This is a genomic window from Clostridium paraputrificum (assembly GCF_900447045.1).
GTDB classification, from domain to species: Bacteria; Bacillota; Clostridia; order Clostridiales; family Clostridiaceae; genus Clostridium; species Clostridium paraputrificum.
The window spans coordinates 208,865-230,174 of the sequence record NZ_UAWH01000005.1 but is presented as its reverse complement, the minus strand read 5'-3'; the positions used below and the strand labels follow the sequence as shown (position 1 = coordinate 230,174).

Here is a 21,310-nt window from a genome sequence, read left to right as displayed (position 1 = left end):
ATCCTTTTATTTATAAATACTATTTAGCTAACTCTAATGCTATCTCCATCATTTCAGTAAAGCTATCTTGTCTTTCTTTTGGAGTAGTTTCCTCTCCCTTAAAAATATGATCTGAAATCGTAAGTATTGATAAAGCTTCTACACCATACTTAGCAGCTAATGTATATAATTCTGCACTTTCCATCTCTACTGCTAAACATCCATAATCTGCCCATAGCTTTATGGATACATCAGTATCATCATAGAATAAATCAGATGATAATATATTCCCTACCTTTACATTTGCTCCCTTACTTTTTGCAATATTATATGCTTCTAATAATAAATCAAAACTAGCTGTTGGAGCATAATCCATTCCATGAAATCTTCTTCTGTTAATTCCTGAATTAGTTGATGCACTTTGCGCTAAAACTATGTCTCTAACATTTACATCTTCATTCATAGATCCTGCTGAACCTATTCTTATTAATCTCTTAACTCCATAAAATCTAATTAACTCATTAACATATATAGAATGAGATGGCAATCCCATACCTGTACCTTGTACAGAAACTCTTTTACCTTTATATGTTCCTGTATATCCATACATTCCTCTAACTTCATTATAACACTTTGCATTTTCTAAATAATTTTCTGCTATAAACTTTGCTCTCAATGGATCTCCTGGTAATAATACAGTTTCTGCTATAGCTCCTTCTTCAGCCATTATGTGTAAATGTTTAGCCATAATAAAATCCTCCTAACAAAAATGTAATAAATTCTTTGTTTTTATTATATCCTATTTTAATATGTAAATTCTAATTCCTTTTAAAGTTAAATACAAGACTAGAAATTGTTAAATTTGAAAAACTATATGATATAATAGTAAATAAAATAATTTAATGGAGAGATTATTATGAAAGAACTAGAAACTAGAATAATAAAAATTGATGTAGCTGCCATTAGAAACACACTTGTTGAAAATGGTGCTCTTAAAGTTAAGGCTGAAAATCAAATAAACGATATATATGACTTTGAAGACGGAAGACTATTAGCTGAAAAAGGATATGCTAGAATTAGAACTGTATCTGATATATTAAATAATAAAGAAGTTATTTACATAACAGCAAAAAAAATGCTTTCCCAAGGTAAATTTAAAGAGATGGAAGAATATGAATTTGAAGTAGATAATAAAAAAACAGCAGAAGGAATGTATGAAGTACTAGGACTAAAATTACATCAATCTATAAAGAAATATAGGGAAAGCTATCAATTAGAAGATGGACTAGTAGAAATTGACATAAACGATACTACATTCTGCCCCTTTCCATATATAGAAATAGAAACTGACTCAGAAGAAAAGTTGAAAAGAATAGTTAGGTTATTAGGATATACTATGGAAGATACAACTTCTAAAACAATATATGAATTAATTGAAGAAAATGAATAATTAAGGTAGAGAAATTGCTAATGCAATTTCTCTTTTTATTTATAAAAACTCCGCAAAAGCGGAGTTTTCACCAAAGTTATTCATTATTTATTTTATAATTATACATTAAAGTTTCTCTCTTCTTTCAGAAGATTTTCTAAAATACTTCATAAGAGTCTCTTTATCGTTATCATGTATAGCCTTTTTTATCAAATCTAACTCTAACTCAAAATTATTGATAGCTTTCAACAAATTATTCTTATTTCCAAGGAAAAGTTCGCTCCATAATTCTTCATTAATATTAGCAATACGAGTTAAATCCCTATAACTATCCCCAATAAAACTTCCTGTATCTCTACCTTCTTCATCACTATTAATTAGAGCTACAGCCATAGCATGTGGTAATTGTGATGTAAAACCTATCATTTCATCATGAAATTCTGGAGTTATCCTTTTTACTCTTTTAAATCCCATTTTCAATGCTATATTTTCTACTAAATCTAAATTTTCTTTTTTATTTCTTTCTATTGGAGTTATTATATAATTTGCTCCTTTAAACACATCATTAGTTGCAAAATCTATTCCCTTTTTTTCTCTACCAGCCATAGGGTGTCCAAAAATAAAATCTACATTTTTAGGTAAAATTTCAATAATGTCTTTTATAAACATTTCTTTTATACCAGTTGCATCTGTTATTACAGAGCCAGGCTTGAAATTCTCCTTATTGTCCTCAATAAACTTCTTAACTAACTTAGGATAAATTGCTAGTATGGTCAAATCAGCTTCTTTAAAAAAACTTTCTCCAGTCTTGCACCCTTCTTTTATTAGCCCTAGACTTTTAGCCTTAGTCAATGTATGTTCATCTACATCGACACCAAATACGTTATTATATCCAGCCTCTTTTAGTCCCATGGCAAAGGAACCACCAATTACCCCAAGACCTACTATAACAATATTCATCTATAATCCCCCTAATAAGATTAAATATCTTTACCTTCCATCTTTGCTATAACCTTAACCTTATCCATTAAGTTCTTAAAGCTTTCAGGCTTAATAGATTGTTGACCATCACTTAAAGCATTTTCTGGATCATTATGAACCTCAATCATTAATCCATCTGCTCCTGCCATAATAGCTGCTTTAGCAAGTGGCTCCACAAGATACCAGTATCCTCCTGCATGACTTGGATCCACTATAATAGGTAAATGAGATAATCTCTTAACCATTGGAACTGCACTTAAGTCTAAAGTATTCCTAGTATATGTTTCAAATGTTCTTATTCCTCTTTCACAAAGAATAACATTTTCATTACCACCAGCCATTATATATTCAGCTGACATTAACCATTCTTCAATAGTTGCTGATAAACCTCTCTTTAAAAGTATAGGTTTATTAGTTTTACCTATTTGCTTCAATAAATCAAAATTTTGCATATTCCTTGCACCTATTTGAATTACATCTACATTTTCTACAAAATCATCAATATAATCTGTAGACATTATTTCTGTTACTATTTGAAGACCAGTCTCCTGTTTAGCTACCTTTAATAGCTTAAGTCCCTCTAACTCAAGACCTTGAAAGCTATAAGGTGATGTTCTTGGCTTGAAAGCTCCACCTCTTAAGAAGTTTGCACCTGATGCTTTAACACTCTTCGCTACTTCTACAATCTGTTCTTCGCTTTCAACAGAACAAGGACCTGCCATTATTCCCAAATGGCTTCCACCAATTTTAACTCCATTAACATCGACTATTGTTGGTTCTGGCTTAAATAATTTATTAGCTTTCTTAAATGGCTCTTGTACCTTCAATACTTTATCAACGCCATCAATTCTAAGCATCTTATCTGGATCTAATATTCCAGTATCTCCAACACATCCTATTATGCAATAAGTCGATCCCTTAGAAAGGTTGGTTTGTAACCCCTTTCCTTCAACTATATTTACCACCTTGTTAATTTGTTCATCTCCACATTTAGGGTTCATTATAATAATCATATCTATTCCTCCTATACTAACCATATTTATTACTACCACCTTTGCTTCATTTAAATTACATATTATAAATTATAATGCCACAAAGGTGTATAAAACAATCCTACTATCCTACATATTAGTTTTTTTACATACTTTCTAATGCATTAATTGCTAGTATGTATCCAACTTCTCCAAAACCAGCTATCTGACCTACACATGCTGGTGCAGTAACTGAAATCTTTCTAAATTCTTCTCTTTTATGTACATTAGATAAATGTACTTCAATAGTTGGTATGTCCACTCCTTTAATTGCATCATGAATGGCATAACTATAGTGAGTAAACGCGCCTGGATTTATTACTATCCCTTCGTATTTTTCAAAATAAGCTTTCTGAATAAAATTAATAATTTCGCCTTCTATATTACTTTGAAAAATTTCTACTTGGTGACCTCTTTTTTCACCTTCATTCACTATATATTTGCATACATCTTTATAATCTTTTGTTCCATAAATATTTTTTTCCCTTATACCTAACATATTTAAGTTAGGACCATTAATAACCATAATCTTCATAACTTTACTCCTTGATTCTGCCATTAAGGCTTTTCTTAATATTATCAATGGTATCTCTTATAAATCCATCATTTAAAACTTTTATATGTGAAGTTTCTTTATATAATTCATATCTTTCTTCATATAGCTTATAAACTTCACCAGCTCCATTTTTTAATAAAGGTCTTGTATTTATGTCTACATCTCCAATAATATTTTCAACAGGTCTATCTATAAACACTACTAAACTATTACTTCTTAGTATTTCTCTATTTATGGAAGTTTTTATCACTCCACCCCCAGTAGAAATTATGCTATTTCTCTTTTTAGAAAGCTCTTTACAAGCTTCTGTCTCCCACTTTCTAAATACTTCTTCACCTTCATTAAACAATTCATGGACTTCTTTTCCTGATATATCTACTATATATTTATCCATATCATAAAATGTATAATTTAGCTCTTTAGCAAGTACTTTACCTATTGTAGTTTTTCCACACCCAGGCATTCCTATTAAAAATACCCTATCCTTTAACATACTCATGAAAATTCTCCTTTTCTAGTTGAATTCACCATTAAGTTCTTCATAAATAATATTTGTTACCTTATTATCTATATTCATGTCTTGCCATATTTCTTGTGCCTTCACTGCTTGACCTACTAACATATATAATCCATCACAACTTTTTTTACCATTTAATTTAGCTAGCCTCAACAATTCTGTCTCTCTTGGGTTATATATTAAATCAACTATAGCTTCAAATCTTTTTATAACATTTTCACCCACAGGAGATTTTCCTACATTAGGATACATACCAACTGGAGTTGTGTTAATAAGTAAGTCACCTTCTAAACTCTGTAAGTCAGAATAATCTATTAGATTAACTTCACCACTCCAATTATTCTTCATCTTATTTCTACTTACTACAAATAGTTCCTTTACTCCTTTGTCTTGAAGATACGTAACAACTGCTTTTGCAGCTCCACCTGTTCCTAGTACTACTGCTCTTTTATCTTTAACTTCAATTTTACTAATATCTAGCATAAGGCCAAATCCATAATAATCTGTATTATAACCATAAAGTTTTCCATTCTCCAAACTTATAGTATTTACTGCCCCAATCTTTCTAGATTCATCCGATATAAAATCTAGCTGATCCATAATTTCTTTTTTATAAGGAATTGTTACATTCATACCCCTTATTCCAAATATCTTTATACTCTCTCCAACCTTCTTCACCTTATCCTTAGGTATAGGGAATAGTTTATAAGCCCCTTCAATTCCTATTAAATCAAATATTCTATTATGAATTTGTGGTGATAAACTATGAGATAGCTTTTCTCCTAATAAACCATAAAACTCCATACTACACTCCTTAGTTAGTTTTTCTTTCATAAGCACCTAACAATTTAAAGTATGCTGAATTTTCTTCTATAAGTCTTAGCGCATTCTTAACTTCTTTACCTTCTATATCTCCTTCGAAATCTAAGTATAAGAAATATCTCCAGGAAGTATCTTTCATTGGTCTAGATTCTATCTTTATAAGGTTAATATTATTTTCTGCAAAATGCCTTAATAATCTATATAATGTTCCAGCTTCATTTTCAAGTGAGAAGACTACACTCACCTTATTTGCCTCTTCTACCACCTTAAGCTCTCTTGATATAACAATAAATCTTGTAAAATTATCCTTTTGATTATTAATACATTCTTTTATTACTTTAAGTCCATAAATATCAGCTGCTCTTTTACTTGCAATGGCTGCCTTTGTATTATCACCAAGATCTTTAATAAGCTTTGCACTTATTGCGGTATTATGGAAAGGTATAAGTTTCCAATGATGATACTGCTTTAAAAATTCACTACTTTGCTCAATACCTTGTGGATGGGAATATATTTCATCTATTTCTTCTACTATAGAACCTTCTAATCCTACTAAGTGCTGTTCAATTCTAATGCATTCCTCACCTAAAATATAGAATCCATACTTTCTTAACAAATCATAAGTATCAGATATTCCTCCAGTTGAAGAATTTTCTATAGGAATAATTCCATAATCTACCTCTCTATTTTGAAGAGCAATAAACACATCTTCAAATTCTTCATAAGCACCTCTTTCACATTCTTCTCCAAAGAACTTTATTAAAGCTTCTTCTGTAAATGCACCACTTACTCCTGGAAATCCCACCTTCTTATTTTTATTAATACTTTCTCTTTCTATATTTATATCCTTAAACTTTTCCTCATCTTGGATTTTTCTTTTTTGCAGCCCTCTGCTTATTTCCATAGTCGCATTCATAAATCTAACTACTTCATCTGAATAGTCTTTATTATTTAATGTATCTACTGCTTTTTGTATTACTTCTGCTTCTCTTCCTTTTTGAAGAACTTCTAATTTATTATCTTTTTTATACTTAGCAACATTAAGTACGACGTTCATTCTTTTTTCAAACAAACTAGTAAGCTCTCTATCTATATCATCAATCTCTTTTCTATAGTCATCTAAAGCTCCCATCCATATCGCCCCTTTACTAAATCAAGAATTCCTATTGCACACACAGCCTCAACTACGGGTATAGCTCTTTGAACTATGCAAGGATCATGCCTGCCTTCAATGATTAAAGATTCATTTTTATGTTCTCTTATATTTATTGTATTTTGCTCCTTTATTATAGATGCAGTTGGCTTTATAGCACATTTAAATATAATAGGCATACCATTTGTAATACCTCCTAATACTCCACCATTATTGTTACTTCTTGTTTTTACTTCCTCATTTTTATAGTAAAACTCATCATTAGCTTCTGATCCATATAATTCAACAATATCAAAACCTAATCCAAACTCTACTCCTTTAACTGCTGGAACTGAGAATAAAAGATGCGATAATGTTGATTCAACTGAATCAAAGAACGGATCACCAAGTCCTGCTTCTATTCCTATGACACCACATTCAATTACGCCTCCAACTGAGTCTCCATTAGATTTAGCTTCCAAAATAACCTTTCTCATTTCCTCTTCCTTTTCAGGCTTTAATAAAGGTAATTCTTTCTTCCTAAGTTCATCTAATAGTTCTCTAGATATGTCGGTATAATCAAATGATTCATCACTTATACTCTTAATTTTCTTTACATGAGCACCAATATATATCCCTTTAGCTTCTAATATTTGTTTACATATAGCTCCTGCAAATACTAAAGGTGCTGTAATTCTTCCAGAGAAGTGCCCTCCCCCTCTGTAATCATTAAAACCAGCGTATCTTATATTACCTGTGTAGTCGGCATGACCTGGTCTCATTAAATCCTTTAACTTCCCATAGTCTTTTGATCTTGTATCTCTATTTCTTATCATTCCACAAAGAGGTGTCCCAGTTGTTTTGCCTTCAAAGAAACCACTTAAAATTTCAGGAACATCACCCTCTTTTCTAGGAGTAGATAATTTGCTTCTACCTGGTGCTCTTCTCTTCATTTCATCATCTACTTTATTTAAGTCTAATTCTATTCCCGAAGGAAGACCATCTATAGTTATTCCTATAGCATTTCCATGAGACTCTCCAAATATGGATACCTTTATGTTATTTCCCCATATGCCACTCATCTAATCTTCCTCCTAGCTTCTTAAAATCTTCAAAAAAGTGTGGGTATGATTTTGATACACACTCATAGTCTTTTATAATAATAGGAGCCTTACATCTTGTTGAAGCAATAGCTAAAGTCATTGCTATTCTATGATCCTTATGACTCCAAACTTCTACTCCACCTTCTAGTTCCCCAACACCTTCTATAATTAATCCCTCTGACTTTTCAGTAACTTTAGCTCCCAATTTATTTAATTCCTGTGTAACTGCTGCAAGTCTATCACATTCTTTAATTCTAAGTCTTCCTGCATTAATAATTTCTGTTTTCCCATTGCTTAATGCTGCCACAGCTGATAATACTGGTATAATGTCTGGACATTGAGATGCATCAATTAATGTAGAGTTTAAATGCTTAACTTGTCCATTCATTCCTAAATTAGTCTTTTCTATTACTACCCCCATTCTTTCTAATATATCAACCACTTCTCTATCACCTTGAAGAGAATCCTCTTTAAGATCAAGTATTGTAACCTCATTTCCTAAAGCATCGGCTGATAAAAAGAATGCACCTTGAGAATAGTCTCCCTCTACTCTATAGTCTCTACTTCTATACCTTTGATTACCTTTAATAATAAATTCTTTATATTCATTATTTATAACTTTTATGCCAAAGTCCTTCATAGCAGAAAGAGTTAAATCTAAATATCCTTTAGATTCTAGCTCTGTTGTAATAGAAATTTTAGAATCTCCATCTAGTAATGGTAATGTAAATAGCAAACCTGTTATAAACTGAGAGCTTATATTTCCTTCTACTTCATAAGTTCCTGCCCTTAATTTCCCCGATATAACTAAATCTAAAACACCATTTACATAGCTATACTCTATGCCTTGACTATCAAAAATATCATAGTACGTCTTTAACGGTCTTTTTCCAAGATTCCCTCTTCCAACAAATCTTGTTACACCTTCAAATGCTAGAGAAATAGGTACTAAAAATCTTAATGTAGATCCAGACTCATTACAGTCCACTACCCTTTCAAAATCTCTATTAACACTTAACTCTTTAGAGTTAATCCCTCTTACTTCTAAACATTCATTTTTCTCCTCAATAACAGCTCCTAAAGCTCTCATCCCATTTATAGTTGCTATTATGTCATCTGAATAATCTATATTACTAATTTTACTTAGTCCATCTCCTAATGCCGCACATATTACGGCTCTATGTGCCATACTCTTTGATGGTGGAATTTTCACTTCTCCATTAAGTCTACTTGGATATACCTTTATATCTGCCACTATCTCACCACCTTAAAGAAATCTGATGTTGTATCATATATAATGCTTTCACCTATACTCTTTAATAAAATTACCTTTAAAACATTTCCTATATTCTTTTTATCTAAAGAAATAGTATCTATAATCTTATTATTATCTTTAATATCAACTTTATATGGAAGGTCATAATTTATAAGAATTTCTTTTATTTCTTCAGCTACACCTTTTTCAGTTATCCCCTCATCTTCGCTTTTTAAAGAAATATTATACATTCCAATAGCCACTGCTTCACCATGACTATATCCAGTGAAATTATAATATTTTTCTATTGCATGACCTAAGGTATGACCAAAATTTAAAAGCATTCTTTCTCCTAAATCTTTTTCATCTCTTTCTACAACAGACTTTTTAATATAACAACATTTATATAAAATATCTTCTATATTATTCATAACTTCTTCTCTTGATTTTAATGATTTAAGCATATAGAAGAAATCTCTATCCTTAATACATCCGTATTTAATTACTTCTGCCATCCCATCTTTATAAAATTTTTCAGGCAAGGTATTAAGTACATCAGGATCTATAAAAACTGCTTTAGGTTGATAAAAACTTCCTACTAAATTCTTTCCCTTTTCCAGGTCTACAGCAACCTTACCTCCTACAGAACTATCTACTTGAGCAAGCAAAGATGTAGGAATCTGTATAAATGAAACTCCTCTTAGGAAAGTGGAGGCTGCAAAGCCTCCTAAGTCTCCAATTACGCCTCCACCTAAAGTAATTATAAGTTCTTTTCTAGTTAGCTTAAAATCTAAAAGTTCATTATATATACTTGGTAATGTGCTAAATGACTTGGTCTTCTCCCCTGGAGCTAAAACCATTTTTCTAGTTTTATAACCGATCTTATCTAATTCATCTTTAACCTTAGAACCATAATACTTATCTACATTTTCATCTGTAATTATAAATATCTTTTCACCAAAATATATATTCTTAAGTTCTTCACCTAACTTGTTTAACAATCCTTTTTCTATTAAGATGTTATAGCTATTTTCTTTTAGATCAACAAATAATTTTTTTTTCACTTATAATCATCCTTCTAATTAAATTTCTCTTCCCACTGCTTTAGCAATAACTCTTAACTCTTCTAGCAAGTTACCATATACATCTGGTTTAATTGATTGTTGTCCATCGCACCATGCATTAGCTGGATCATTGTGTACTTCAATTATTAAACCATCTGCGCCTATAGCTACTGCTGCTTTTGATAGTGGGTCTACCATCCACCACTTTCCTGCTGCATGACTTGGGTCTATTACAACTGGTAAGTGACTTAACTTTTTAACTGCTGGAACAGCACTTAAATCTAATGTATTTCTAGTATATGTCTCAAATGTTCTTATACCTCTTTCGCAAAGAACTATATTCTCATTTCCACCAGCCATTATATATTCAGCTGACATTAACCATTCTTCTATAGTTGCAGATAATCCTCTTTTCAAAAGAATAGTTTTTGATGTCTTTCCTAATTCCCTTAAAAGATCAAAGTTTTGCATATTTCTCGCACCAACTTGAATGACATCAACGTTCTCTTCAAATACATCTATATCATATGGTGACATAATTTCCGTTACTATTGGAAGTCCTGTCTTTTCTCTAGCTATCTTTAGTAATTCTAATCCATCATATTTTAATCCTTGGAATGAATATGGTGAAGTTCTAGGCTTGAATGCTCCACCTCTTAAGAAATTTGCCCCTAATTTCTTAACATCTTCAGCAATTGAACAAATTTGTTCTTCTGTTTCAACTGAGCAAGGCCCTGCTATCATAGCAAGCTTCTTTCCACCTATCTTATTTCCTTTTACATCAACAATTGTTGGTTCAGGGTGGAACATTTTATTAGCTTTTTTGAAAGGCTCTGCTACATGCATTACTCTTTCTACATTTCTATTTGCTTCAATTTGTGTAGGATCTAATCTACTTGTATCTCCAACCAACCCTAATATAATTAAATCTTTTCCTACTACAGGATTAACCTCAACTCCCTTGTTTTTAAGAGCCTCTGTTAATCTGTCAATCTCTTTTTGCTCTGTGTTTGGTTTTAAAATTACTATCATGTTTTTGCCCCCTTAAAATATATAATATTTAATTTTATTTAATAAAAAAGAGAGCCTTTAATGAGCTCTCTCTAATAATTACATATAAAAAATATTCAACCTTAACTTAAATTATTAAATACTCATTTGAAAAGAATTATTTATTTTTTTGCAGAAGAAGTAGCCAGCGCTAAAGTAAAAGCCCCAGAATATAAAGTATATAAAGCTATAAAATTTTGCTACTAATGCTTCTATAATTCCTTTCATAATATCCTCCATCCCATGTGAAAAACACGGTATCTTTTTTCATTAATTATATCAAACTCAATTCCAGTGTCAATATTTTTTTATATTTTTTTACAAAATTGGAGAAAGTAATCTTATTATAGATTCTTTCATTTTAAGCCAGTTGCTCCTTCCATTATATTCTGTTTTAGTAATTAGCTCTGAATCATTTATATCTACAAAAAATTGATTTTCCATATCCCTTGCTACATTTTCATTATATATAAAGACATTAACTTCAAAATTCAACTTAAAACTTCGTATATCCATATTAGCTGTTCCTACACTAGCTACTTGCCCATCAACAACAATAGTTTTAGAATGTATAAATCCATTTTCATAGGTATATACCTTACCACCAGCTTCAATAATATCTCCTATATACGCACTTGCAGCCCATTTCATAAATATATGATCAGGCTTTCCTGGTATTATTATTCTAACATCTACACCTGATAAAGCCGCTAACTTTAATGCTTCTAACATAGGTTCATCTGGAACAAAATATGGAGTTTGAAGATATATATTCCTTTTAGCATTATTAATCATTTTAATGTAAGCATGCTTAATATACTCTTCTTTATGGTCAGGGCCACTTGTAACTACTTGTATTCCTTTATCTCCATCTTTGTAAGGATGCTTTGGATAAAATACTGTAAAATCATCTATTTTTTCTCCAGAAGCATAACACCAGTCTAGAAGAAATCTTTCATTTAAATCATTTACTGCTTCCCCTCTTATTCTTACATGAGTATCTCTCCAAAATCCTATTTTTTCATCTAAATTAACATATTCTTTTCCAACATTAAAGCCGCCAGTATAACCATATTCACCATCAATAACTACAACTTTTCTATGATTTCTATAGTTAATACGGGTATTTATGTGAGGTAATATTCCTGGAAAGAATATTTCAAACTTCCCTCCATTTAGTATATACTTTTTTAAACTTCTTTTGGTAAGTTTATATGAGCCCATACTATCAACTAAAAATCTTACTTCTACACCTTCAGCAGCCTTCTCCTCTAATATTTTTATTATCTCTCTGCCTATACTTTCTTTTCTAAATATATAATATTGAATATGTATGTATTTCTTTGCACCTCTTAAATCTTCTAATAATCTTGCAAATTTATCTTCTCCATCATAATATATTTCAATATCATTTCCTATAGTATATTTAGCTCCTGAATGATTGTAATTCATTCTCATTAAATCTAAATATTCATCGTTTCCAGAATGACCTTCACTAGCCTCAGTAAACTGAATAGATAGTTCCCTTCTTTTATTTTCATCAAGAACTGTTTTTTCTTTAAACAATCTTTCTCTACTAAGATTTTGACCAAGAAGCAGATATATAATAAATCCTATTCCAGGAAGTAATATCATTATTAACAACCATGCCCATGTTGTTGTTGGATCTTTTCTTTCTATAAAAATAAGAGAAAAAGAAAAGACTATATTCATCACTAGAATAAGAACACCTATAGCAATTGCTATTTTCATAATAATTCTATCCTCCTAATTATACTAATTATTAAAATTATATCTTTTTTGAATATAGTAATCAAATTTAAATATATAACTTATGTAAACTTTCCATTAATATTATTGACATATTTTGTAAATTAAAAGTATACTAAAATTACATTATATAGGAGGTTTATTATGATTATTTTATTATACATTCTTTTAGTTTTAGTCATTTTATTAATTATAGGTTTAATATGCGAGGAACTCTTATCCTTTATTGAAAATAAAAATTTGAAAGCTCCTGGAGATATTATAAAGCTAAACACCGGTAATACTCATATATTTTCTAAAGGAAATGGAAATAATACCGTAGTATTTACATCAGGCTCTGGAGTAACCAGCCCTTATTGTGATTACTATAAACTTCAAGAAAATGTATCTAAGTTCTCAAAAACAGCAGTATTTGAACGGTATGGCTATGGTTTTAGTGACAATGTAGAATATGATGCTAATATAGATGACATTGTTGAAAATTTAAGACAATCTCTAAAAGCAGCAAGTCATACTCCCCCATATGTAATAGTTGCCCACTCTATGGCAGGATTAGAGGCATTACGTTTTGCTCAACTATACCCTAATGAAGTAAAAGGAATAGTTATGATTGATGCGCTAAACCCTTGGTTCATAGAACACAAGAAAAAGACAAGCATTGTATCAATTCGCTTTTTACAGATTTTAAAATATACTGGTATCTTAAGATTATTAACTTTGACTCCATATTTTAAAAAGAAGCTTCAGATTAATAATATGGCTGATGAAGTAAATAGAATAAAAAAAGCTTTATTTATAAGAAACTTTTGGAACGAAGATATGATTACAGAACTTAAGAACTTATCTTCTAATTGTACTAAAGTATTAGATAAATCTCAGTCTATTGGAGATATACCTTTAATTATTCTCACAGCAGAAAATGAAAAAAACTTCAGTAAAGAAGAAAAGGCAGCTTGGATTAACACCCAAAAAGACTTGATCACTTGGTCTTCACGGAGTAAGCAGGTATTTGTTAAGGGATCTGATCATTTTATTCATCGTACTCATCAAGATGTCGTTTTAATTGCAATAAAAGAAATCCTAGAAGATTAATCTTCTAGGATATTTTTCTATTTACTAACCGAAATATCTGTTTAATAATCCCTTGAATGCTTGACCATGTCTAGCTTCATCTTTACACATTTCATGTACTGTATCATGAATTGCATCTAGGTTTAATTGCTTAGCTAATGTAGCTAAATCTTTCTTACCTTGGCAAGCTCCGTGTTCTGCATCAACTCTCATTTGTAAGTTAGTCTTAGTATCTGCTACTACTACTTCTCCTAATAATTCAGCGAACTTTGCAGCGTGTTCTGCTTCTTCAAATGCTATTCTCTTATATGCTTCTGCAACTTCTGGGAATCCTTCTCTATCAGCTTGTCTTGACATTGCTAAGTACATTCCTACTTCTGTACATTCTCCCATAAAGTTAGCTTGTAATCCTTCTATAACTCTTGGATCTATATCCTTAGCTACTCCTACTCTGTGCTCATCAGCCCATGCCATATCCTCTGATTGTTCCATGAACTTTTCTGGTCCCACTCCACATAATGGGCACTTTTCTGGTGCGCTTTCTCCTTCATGAACATATCCACATACTGTACAAACAAATTTTTTCATATCTTTTCTCCTCCTATATTTTAAACCTTATATTTTAATCTTATCTAATAAAATCTTTGTGTTATTCTCTACAGTTTTTATTATATAATAATAATTATTACTTGTAAATAGTTTTTTGTTATTTTTTATATTATTTTTCTTTTTTCAATTTCAATTGTTGGTTTAAATTCTTTTTTAAACTTCTTAGGAAATACTCTAATTTGAAGTTAAGGATTTTCTTATTAAAATCAAAAAAGATAGACGATTGGTTCGTCTATCTTTCTCTATTTATTAACCAAAATATCTGTTTAATAATCCCTTGAATGCTTGACCATGTCTAGCTTCATCTTTACACATTTCATGTACTGTATCATGAATTGCATCTAGGTTTAATTGCTTAGCTAATGTAGCTAAATCTTTCTTACCTTGGCAAGCTCCGTGTTCTGCATCAACTCTCATTTGTAAGTTAGTCTTAGTATCTGCTACTACTACTTCTCCTAATAATTCAGCGAACTTTGCAGCGTGTTCTGCTTCTTCAAATGCTATTCTCTTATATGCTTCTGCAACTTCTGGGAATCCTTCTCTATCAGCTTGTCTTGACATTGCTAAGTACATTCCTACTTCTGTACATTCTCCCATAAAGTTAGCTTGTAATCCTTCTATAACTCTTGGATCTATATCCTTAGCTACTCCTATTCTGTGCTCATCAGCCCATGCCATATCTTCTGATTGTTCCATGAACTTTTCTGGTCCTACTCCACATAATGGGCACTTTTCTGGTGCGCTTTCTCCTTCATGAACATATCCACATACTGTACAAACAAATTTTTTCATATCATTCTCCTCCTATATATATAACATTAATTAACTTTTAAAATTCATCTTTTGTTTCTTAATATTTATTCTCTTCTGTTCTACATTTGTTATTATATAATAATAATTATTATTTGTAAATACCTTTTTTTCATTATTTTTTTCTATTTTTATCCTATTATATAATAGGATTCTTATTTTTTGCAAATAATTATTTTAATAGACATCTTTTATATATGAAGATATAATTTTATTGTTAATAAATTAATCATATTAAACTAAGGAGAAAAATATGGAAGATAATAATTTAAAAAGAGAACTTGGACTAACTGCAGCTACAGCTATTGTTGTCGGAAATATGATGGGATCAGGTATTTTTACTTCCCCCCAAAGTCTTGCTCAAGTGGCAAACCCAACAACAACAATTCTTGCTTGGATAATTACAGGAATAGGTTCTGTTCTGCTAGCTCTTTCTTTTGCTAACTTAGGAACCAAGTACCCTGCAACAGGTGGTCCTATAGTATATACCCATAAAGCATTTGGGGAATTTACTGCATTTTTAGTAGCTTGGACATTTTGGATTGGTTCATGGATTGGTAATGCTGCTATAATAACAGCAATAATTAGATATTTAACTCCTTTTTTTCCAATACTATCTTCAAATGGATTAATTGCTTTTTTAGTTTCTTCTGCATTCTTATGGATAATGACCTATATAAATTATAAAGGTGTTAAAGAAGCTGGAATTATTGGAATAATTACTACTACATTAAAATTACTAGTTATACTTGTATTCTTAATAATAGCTGTAATTGGATTTAACCCTGAATATCTTAAGACTTATTCTTCTTCTGAGGTTACTGGATTAGAATCTCTTGCACCTGCAATAGCTGTTACCTTATGGTCATTTGTTGGATTAGAAAGTGCTGTTGTTTCAGGTGGTGAAATAAAAAATCCTGAAGTTAATATTAGAAGAAGTACAGTAATTGGAACAATTTTTGCTTCTATTATGTACTTATTGCTTTCAATTTTAGCTATGGGTGGATTATCCCAAGCAGACCTTGCTTCATCTAATGCACCTTTATCATCTATAATAAACAATATAACTGGAGGCACTTGGGGTGGAGCATTTATATCTATCGGAGTAGTCATTTCAGCCGCTGGAGCTTGTTCAGGTTGGATAATGACAACAGCAAGAATGGCTTATGCAGCCGGTACTGATGGATTATTTCCTAAATTCTTCAGTAAATTACATCCAAAGTTTAAAACTCCTGTAGTAGCTTTATTTATATCCTCACTTTGTACTAACATACTTTTAATTGCTAATTATGTTTCAAGTTTAACTTCAGCTTTCGACTTTATGATAAATCTTGCAACTTTATCATTTATTCCAGCCTATGCTTTAAGTGCTTGTGCTGAAATTATCCTTACATATAAATCAGGAAATAGATTAAGCTTTGGTAGATTTATAAAGCATGCCTTCTTTTCCTTATTAGCATTTGCATATTCACTGTATATAATCTATGGATCAGGATCTGTTTCTGCAATGTGGGTGTTTATATTAATGCTTATCGGAATACCATTTTACGTATATAAAAAATTACAAGATAATAATAATTAATAAAAATAGCTGTAGTGCAATATATGTACTACAGCCATTTTTTATTTTATCTAATTTCTTTTCCAAAAGGCATTAATGATAACTTTGCCAGCTTAAAACATTGTGCAGCAAATGGTATTCCTACAATAGTTACACATAATAAAACTGCACTTATTAAATTACCTATACATAATGCTAAGCCACCAAATAATAACCATAATATATTCAACAGTAGATTTCCTGCACTATCGCTTACAGTAACTACTTCTTTACCAAAAGGTGCAAATTGTAAACTTGCCATTTTAAAACATTGCAATCCCACTGGTATTCCTACTATAGTTAAGCACCAAAGTAATCCTGCAAATAACCATCCCAATGCATTAAAGAATCCTCCAAATATAATCCATATAATATTGCCTAAACAACTCATCTTTATCCCCCTACGATTTTATTTATATATTATATACTACATTTTTAAGTTTTGAATAAACTTTTTCTTAATATAATATAAAAATTTGAAACACACTTAATTTTTTACGACTGTATATACAAAAGTACTTTCATACAATGTAAATATTAAAGGATATCATATATAAAAGTTTATTTTATTTAATATAAATATAAAGGAAAAGAAATTCAGATGATAGATGATTTAAATTTTGTAAAAACTCCAGAATTAAATGTTCTAAATACTATTCCAAGAAAAACTTTGTCTAAGCTTATACTTTTTATAATATCTGTTTGTAATATTTGTATTATTTAATACACTTGGGAATGTATAAAACCATGTGTCCCATGTAAATATTTGGTATAATAAACTTATCGATTTGATTATAGGGGGAATATAACATGAAGATTACTAAAAAGCTTATAAAACCATTTACTACTTTATTACTAGGTGTTTTTACACTTGTCGGTTTAATTGGATGTGGAGATAAAACACCTGTAGCTGAAGGATATTTATGGACTGCTACTAAAGGGGATATAACAATTAATTTAATTGGTACTATGCATCCTGCTCCTAGTACTCATAACTTCTTTAATAAAAAGGTAACTAAAATACTAAAAAATACAGATGTTCTATCTGTAGAAGCTGATATTACTGATATGGCTAAAGTTAATGCTTCTCAAGATAAATTGCTAAACACTTCTGATAAAACAGCTAAAAATCAATTGACTGAGGATGAAATAAAAAAAGTTAATGAAATATTGGCACCATCTAATATGAACATTAGTGCTTTATCTGTATTAACTCCTGCTGGTATAGTATCTATACTTGAAAGCACTATGTATCAAGGAGAAAATTATACTACTTCTTTTGATGAACTACTAATAAAAAAATCTCAAGAAAAAGGTATTGAACTTCATGAACTTGAAAGTGTTGACTTCCAACTTGATTTATTGAATAACTTATATACTTGGGATGATGTAAAAGCCACTATATCAACAGTTGCTGATTCTACAAAAAAAGAAGAAACTACTAAATATCTAAAAGATACTTTTAACGCATATGTTGATGGGAATATAGAATTTCTAGAAGAAGATGTTGCAAATATGAAGAAGGAAGTTCCTGAATTCTATGATGCGTTAGTTACTCAAAGAAATATAAAAATGGCAGAAAATATTGATAAGCTAGTGGAAGATGGAAAAAATCATACTATAGCTGTTGGATGCAAGCACTTTATTGGTGAAGATAGCGTTTTAAAAGAATTAGAAAAGAGAGGCTACACTATAAATAGACTATAGTTGACTTTAACTCATATAAAATATATAATTATTTATACTATTGAATATTTTAGTGCGTTGATTAGAAGTAGTACCATTTAATTATAACTTTAGAGAGCTATTGGTTGGTGGAAAATAGTGTTGTAAACTTGGGAACTTGTCTATGAGCATACTTGTAAAAACAAGTACGGGTAAGCCCGATATAGTTATTGAGTGAGGATATTTTTTTATCCTAATAAGAGTGGTACCACGGAAATTTTACCTTTCGTCTCTTAATATAGAGATGAAGGGTTTTTATTTTTATTACAGATTTTAAGGAGGATTTTTTAATGGGAAACTACGGAACTGCTGTTGATAAAAAATGGCAAGAAAAATGGGAAAAAGAAGAATTATATAAGTTTAATCCTGAAAATTTAGATAAGAAACTTTATACTTTAGAAATGTTCTCTTATCCTTCAGGTAGCCAGTTACATGCTGGTCACTGGTTTAACTATGGACCAGTTGATACTTGGGCTAGACTTAAGAGAATGCAAGGTTATAATGTATTCCAACCAATGGGATTTGATGCCTTTGGTTTACCAGCTGAAAACTTTGCAATAAAGACCGGTATTCACCCTCAAGATTCAACTTATAAGAATATAAAAACTATGGAAGAACAATTGAAGGCTATGGGAGCTATGTTTAACTGGGAAAGCGAAGTAGTGACTTGTGATCCAGAATATTATAAGTGGACTCAATGGTTATTCCTTCAACTTTATAAGAAAGGATTAGCTTACAGAAAGAATGCACCTGTTAACTGGTGCCCATCTTGTAATACAGTTTTAGCTAACGAACAAGTTGTTGATGGTGCTTGTGAAAGATGTAATACTGAAGTTACTAAGAAAGAACTTACTCAATGGTTCTTAAAAATAACTGATTATGCTGATGAATTATTAGATAAATTAGATGATTTAGATTGGCCTGAAAAAACTGTAGCTATGCAAAAGCACTGGATTGGTAGATCTACTGGTGCAGAAGTTACTTTCAAAGTTAAAAACTCTGATTTAAGCTTTGATGTATTTACTACAAGAGTTGATACGTTAAATGGTGTAACTTATGTTGTTTTAGCTCCAGAAAATAAGCTAGTAGATAAACTTACTGCTGATGAGAATAAGGCTGCTGTTGAAGAATATAAAGAACTTGCTGCTAAGCAAAGTGAAATTGAAAGACAATCAATCACTAAAGAAAAAACTGGGGTATTCACTGGTTCTTACGCTATTAACCCAATCAATGGTAGAGAAGTTCCAATATGGATTTCTGACTATGTACTTGCAACTTATGGTACAGGTGCAGTTATGGCTGTTCCAGCTCATGATGAAAGAGACTTTGCTTTTGCTACAAAGTTTAATCTACCAATTGAAAGAGTTATTGCAGCTAAAAATGGTGAAGAAACTGAACTTCCATACTGCGAACATGGTGTTTTAGTTAACTCAGGTGAATTTGATGGATTAGAAACAGCTGAAGCTAAGGAAAAGATAGTTGAAAAACTAGCTTCTCAAAACTTAGGTTCAATGAAGGTTAACTTTAGATTAAGAGATTGGTTAGTTTCAAGACAAAGATACTGGGGAGCTCCAATTCCTATGATCTACTGTGATAAATGTGGAACTGTTCCAGTCCCAGAAGATCAACTTCCAGTTAAGTTACCTTATGATGTTGAATTTGCTCCAGATGGAAAATCACCACTTGCTAAGAGTGAAGAATTTAAGAAGTGTACTTGTCCACAATGTGGTGGAGAAGCTACAAGAGAATGTGACACTTTAGATACTTTCGTATGTTCATCTTGGTACTACTTAAGATATCCTGATAGCAAAAATTCAGAAAAAGCATTTGATCCCGAAATAATTAATAAAATGCTACCAGTTGATAAATATGTTGGTGGTCCTGAACATGCTTGTATGCACCTTCTTTATGCTAGATTCATAACTAAGGCATTAAGAGATATGGGATATTTAACATTTGATGAACCATTTACATCTCTTACTCACCAAGGATTAATCCTAGGACCTGATGGTCTAAAGATGAGTAAATCTAAGGGAAACACAATTTCTCCTGATGATTACATCAAGCAACATGGTTCTGATGTATTTAGAATGTACCTAATGTTTGGTTTTGCTTACACAGAAGGCGGAGCTTGGAGTGATGACGGAATTAAGTCTGTTGCTAGATTCGTAGATAGAATTGAAAGAACTCTTGATTCTGCTAATGAAGCTATTAAAGCTGGAAATGGTAAGTCTTCTATAGATAAGGCTGAAAAAGAACTAAACTTCTGGAGACATACTGCAATAAAGGGTGTTTCTGAAGATGGAGATAAGATGCAATTTAACACAGCTATAGCAAGAATGATGGAATTCGTAAATGCATTATCAAAATACATGCAAGAAGAAACTAAGAATCTTGATTTCTTAAAGGAAGTTATCTTAGACTTCATCAGATTACTTGCACCATTTGCTCCTCACTTCTCTGAAGAACAATGGAACTTAGCTGGCAACGCTACATCAGTATTTAATGAAGCTTGGCCGACTTTTGATCCTAAGGCTTTAGTTAAGGATGAAGTAGAAATAGCTATACAAATTAATGGTAAGATAAAAAATAGAATAAATGTTGCTTCTGACCTTGATGAAGAAGGAATTAAAGCAGCTGCTTTAAACGATGACGTTATTAAACAAAATACTGAAGGAAAAACAGTTGTTAAGGTAATTGTTATAAAAGGTAGATTAGTTAATATAGTTGTTAAATAATTGAAAGAGTGTATCTAAAAATTTAGATACACTCTTTTATCTTTGTGTACTAACAACCATTAATTATA

21 protein-coding genes and 1 other annotated feature are annotated in these 21,310 nt (G+C 30.9%); of the genes, 5 read left to right on the top strand and 16 right to left on the bottom strand.

The features are described 5' to 3' along the window. Positions 1 to 19: 19 nt before the first annotated feature. Positions 20 to 727 carry a purine-nucleoside phosphorylase gene (deoD, locus tag DR024_RS01135; protein WP_055184076.1) on the bottom strand — a complete coding sequence of 236 codons (708 nt, stop codon included), beginning with the start codon at positions 725 to 727 and terminating at the stop codon, positions 20 to 22. 168 nt (positions 728 to 895) lie between these two features. Between deoD and DR024_RS01130 the strand changes: the two genes are divergently transcribed. Further along, a complete protein-coding gene (locus tag DR024_RS01130; RefSeq protein ID WP_111918060.1) occupies positions 896 to 1,429 on the top strand; it encodes a class IV adenylate cyclase in 534 nt (177 codons plus the stop codon). 105 nt (positions 1,430 to 1,534) lie between these two features. Here the strand turns inward: DR024_RS01130 and DR024_RS01125 are convergent, their stop codons facing one another. The 12 genes from DR024_RS01125 to cls form a co-directional block, all read right to left on the bottom strand. After that, positions 1,535 to 2,368, bottom strand: coding sequence for a prephenate dehydrogenase (locus DR024_RS01125; RefSeq protein WP_027097110.1), 834 nt, complete (start codon positions 2,366 to 2,368; stop codon positions 1,535 to 1,537). Positions 2,369 to 2,388: 20 nt separating this feature from the next. After that, positions 2,389 to 3,402: a 3-deoxy-7-phosphoheptulonate synthase gene (gene aroF, locus DR024_RS01120; RefSeq protein WP_055184126.1), complete on the bottom strand. Its 1,014-nt coding sequence runs from the start codon at positions 3,400 to 3,402 to the stop codon at positions 2,389 to 2,391. 124 nt (positions 3,403 to 3,526) lie between these two features. Continuing rightward, entirely contained in the window at positions 3,527 to 3,955 is a 429-nt protein-coding gene (aroQ, locus tag DR024_RS01115) for a type II 3-dehydroquinate dehydratase (RefSeq protein WP_027097112.1), read from the bottom strand. A gap of 4 nt (positions 3,956 to 3,959) precedes the next feature. Further along, positions 3,960 to 4,475, bottom strand: a complete 516-nt coding sequence (locus DR024_RS01110; RefSeq protein WP_027097113.1) for a shikimate kinase — start codon at positions 4,473 to 4,475, stop codon at positions 3,960 to 3,962. A gap of 15 nt (positions 4,476 to 4,490) precedes the next feature. After that, positions 4,491 to 5,297, bottom strand: coding sequence for a shikimate dehydrogenase (gene aroE, locus DR024_RS01105; RefSeq protein ID WP_055184078.1), 807 nt, complete (start codon positions 5,295 to 5,297; stop codon positions 4,491 to 4,493). A gap of 10 nt (positions 5,298 to 5,307) precedes the next feature. Next, complete coding sequence (gene pheA / locus DR024_RS01100) at positions 5,308 to 6,447, bottom strand: prephenate dehydratase (protein WP_027097115.1); 1,140 nt, start codon at positions 6,445 to 6,447, stop codon at positions 5,308 to 5,310. Next, positions 6,435 to 7,529, bottom strand: a complete 1,095-nt coding sequence (aroC, locus tag DR024_RS01095) for a chorismate synthase (RefSeq protein WP_027097116.1) — start codon at positions 7,527 to 7,529, stop codon at positions 6,435 to 6,437. Before aroC ends, pheA begins: the two co-directional genes overlap by 13 nt. Continuing rightward, complete coding sequence (gene aroA / locus DR024_RS01090; protein ID WP_055184080.1) at positions 7,507 to 8,805, bottom strand: 3-phosphoshikimate 1-carboxyvinyltransferase; 1,299 nt, start codon at positions 8,803 to 8,805, stop codon at positions 7,507 to 7,509. The genes aroC and aroA overlap by 23 nt, the downstream gene beginning before the upstream one ends. Continuing rightward, entirely contained in the window at positions 8,805 to 9,869 is a 1,065-nt protein-coding gene (gene aroB, locus DR024_RS01085) for a 3-dehydroquinate synthase (protein WP_055184081.1), read from the bottom strand. Before aroB ends, aroA begins: the two co-directional genes overlap by 1 nt. A gap of 18 nt (positions 9,870 to 9,887) precedes the next feature. Further along, positions 9,888 to 10,901 carry a 3-deoxy-7-phosphoheptulonate synthase gene (aroF, locus tag DR024_RS01080; RefSeq protein WP_111918058.1) on the bottom strand — a complete coding sequence of 338 codons (1,014 nt, stop codon included), beginning with the start codon at positions 10,899 to 10,901 and terminating at the stop codon, positions 9,888 to 9,890. Positions 10,902 to 11,015: 114 nt separating this feature from the next. Then, positions 11,016 to 11,147: a hypothetical protein gene (locus DR024_RS18130; RefSeq protein WP_271804954.1), complete on the bottom strand. Its 132-nt coding sequence runs from the start codon at positions 11,145 to 11,147 to the stop codon at positions 11,016 to 11,018. A 90-nt stretch (positions 11,148 to 11,237) separates the two neighbouring features. Next, complete coding sequence (gene cls, locus DR024_RS01075; RefSeq protein ID WP_111918056.1) at positions 11,238 to 12,671, bottom strand: cardiolipin synthase; 1,434 nt, start codon at positions 12,669 to 12,671, stop codon at positions 11,238 to 11,240. Positions 12,672 to 12,833: 162 nt separating this feature from the next. Between cls and DR024_RS01070 the strand changes: the two genes are divergently transcribed. After that, complete coding sequence (locus DR024_RS01070) at positions 12,834 to 13,781, top strand: alpha/beta hydrolase (protein ID WP_111918054.1); 948 nt, start codon at positions 12,834 to 12,836, stop codon at positions 13,779 to 13,781. Positions 13,782 to 13,805: 24 nt separating this feature from the next. Here DR024_RS01070 and DR024_RS01065 read toward each other — a convergent pair whose 3' ends face one another. Next, positions 13,806 to 14,348 carry an NADH peroxidase gene (locus tag DR024_RS01065; protein WP_027097123.1) on the bottom strand — a complete coding sequence of 181 codons (543 nt, stop codon included), beginning with the start codon at positions 14,346 to 14,348 and terminating at the stop codon, positions 13,806 to 13,808. 270 nt (positions 14,349 to 14,618) lie between these two features. Then, positions 14,619 to 15,161, bottom strand: a complete 543-nt coding sequence (locus tag DR024_RS01060) for an NADH peroxidase (protein WP_111918052.1) — start codon at positions 15,159 to 15,161, stop codon at positions 14,619 to 14,621. A 271-nt stretch (positions 15,162 to 15,432) separates the two neighbouring features. Between DR024_RS01060 and DR024_RS01055 the strand changes: the two genes are divergently transcribed. Then, on the top strand, positions 15,433 to 16,761 hold the full coding sequence (locus tag DR024_RS01055; RefSeq protein ID WP_111918050.1) for an amino acid permease: 1,329 nt from the start codon (positions 15,433 to 15,435) through the stop codon (positions 16,759 to 16,761). A gap of 46 nt (positions 16,762 to 16,807) precedes the next feature. On the opposite strand, the gene DR024_RS01050 is transcribed toward DR024_RS01055, so the two are convergent. Further along, positions 16,808 to 17,170 carry a YccF domain-containing protein gene (locus tag DR024_RS01050; protein WP_111918048.1) on the bottom strand — a complete coding sequence of 121 codons (363 nt, stop codon included), beginning with the start codon at positions 17,168 to 17,170 and terminating at the stop codon, positions 16,808 to 16,810. Positions 17,171 to 17,589: 419 nt separating this feature from the next. Here DR024_RS01050 and DR024_RS01045 point away from each other — a divergent pair, with 419 nt between their 5' ends. Together DR024_RS01045 and leuS are read left to right on the top strand one after the other, a co-directional pair. After that, positions 17,590 to 18,486, top strand: a complete 897-nt coding sequence (locus tag DR024_RS01045) for a TraB/GumN family protein (RefSeq protein ID WP_111918046.1) — start codon at positions 17,590 to 17,592, stop codon at positions 18,484 to 18,486. A gap of 48 nt (positions 18,487 to 18,534) precedes the next feature. Beyond that, positions 18,535 to 18,741 (top strand) — a binding site (T-box leader). 53 nt (positions 18,742 to 18,794) lie between these two features. Further along, positions 18,795 to 21,242 carry a leucine--tRNA ligase gene (gene leuS / locus DR024_RS01040; RefSeq protein ID WP_111918044.1) on the top strand — a complete coding sequence of 816 codons (2,448 nt, stop codon included), beginning with the start codon at positions 18,795 to 18,797 and terminating at the stop codon, positions 21,240 to 21,242. Positions 21,243 to 21,310: the final 68 nt, after the last annotated feature.

Excerpts from the sequence above, each read along its gene's own strand:
- aroF (WP_055184126.1), bottom strand. The coding sequence starts at position 3,402 with ATGATTATTATAATGAACCCTAAATGTGGAGATGAACAAATTAACAAG.
- aroC (WP_027097116.1), bottom strand. The coding sequence starts at position 7,529 with ATGAGTGGCATATGGGGAAATAACATAAAGGTATCCATATTTGGAGAG.
- DR024_RS18130 (WP_271804954.1), bottom strand. The coding sequence starts at position 11,147 with ATGAAAGGAATTATAGAAGCATTAGTAGCAAAATTTTATAGCTTTATA.
- DR024_RS01125 (WP_027097110.1), bottom strand. The coding sequence starts at position 2,368 with ATGAATATTGTTATAGTAGGTCTTGGGGTAATTGGTGGTTCCTTTGCC.
- pheA (WP_027097115.1), bottom strand. The coding sequence starts at position 6,447 with ATGGGAGCTTTAGATGACTATAGAAAAGAGATTGATGATATAGATAGA.
- DR024_RS01065 (WP_027097123.1), bottom strand. The coding sequence starts at position 14,348 with ATGAAAAAATTTGTTTGTACAGTATGTGGATATGTTCATGAAGGAGAA.
- aroE (WP_055184078.1), bottom strand. The coding sequence starts at position 5,297 with ATGGAGTTTTATGGTTTATTAGGAGAAAAGCTATCTCATAGTTTATCA.
- DR024_RS01070 (WP_111918054.1), top strand. The coding sequence starts at position 12,834 with ATGATTATTTTATTATACATTCTTTTAGTTTTAGTCATTTTATTAATT.
- deoD (WP_055184076.1), bottom strand. The coding sequence starts at position 727 with ATGGCTAAACATTTACACATAATGGCTGAAGAAGGAGCTATAGCAGAA.
- DR024_RS01130 (WP_111918060.1), top strand. The coding sequence starts at position 896 with ATGAAAGAACTAGAAACTAGAATAATAAAAATTGATGTAGCTGCCATT.
- DR024_RS01055 (WP_111918050.1), top strand. The coding sequence starts at position 15,433 with ATGGAAGATAATAATTTAAAAAGAGAACTTGGACTAACTGCAGCTACA.
- DR024_RS01060 (WP_111918052.1), bottom strand. The coding sequence starts at position 15,161 with ATGAAAAAATTTGTTTGTACAGTATGTGGATATGTTCATGAAGGAGAA.
- aroF (WP_111918058.1), bottom strand. The coding sequence starts at position 10,901 with ATGATAGTAATTTTAAAACCAAACACAGAGCAAAAAGAGATTGACAGA.
- cls (WP_111918056.1), bottom strand. The coding sequence starts at position 12,671 with ATGAAAATAGCAATTGCTATAGGTGTTCTTATTCTAGTGATGAATATA.
- aroQ (WP_027097112.1), bottom strand. The coding sequence starts at position 3,955 with ATGAAGATTATGGTTATTAATGGTCCTAACTTAAATATGTTAGGTATA.
- DR024_RS01045 (WP_111918046.1), top strand. The coding sequence starts at position 17,590 with ATGAAGATTACTAAAAAGCTTATAAAACCATTTACTACTTTATTACTA.
- DR024_RS01050 (WP_111918048.1), bottom strand. The coding sequence starts at position 17,170 with ATGAGTTGTTTAGGCAATATTATATGGATTATATTTGGAGGATTCTTT.
- DR024_RS01110 (WP_027097113.1), bottom strand. The coding sequence starts at position 4,475 with ATGAGTATGTTAAAGGATAGGGTATTTTTAATAGGAATGCCTGGGTGT.
- leuS (WP_111918044.1), top strand. The coding sequence starts at position 18,795 with ATGGGAAACTACGGAACTGCTGTTGATAAAAAATGGCAAGAAAAATGG.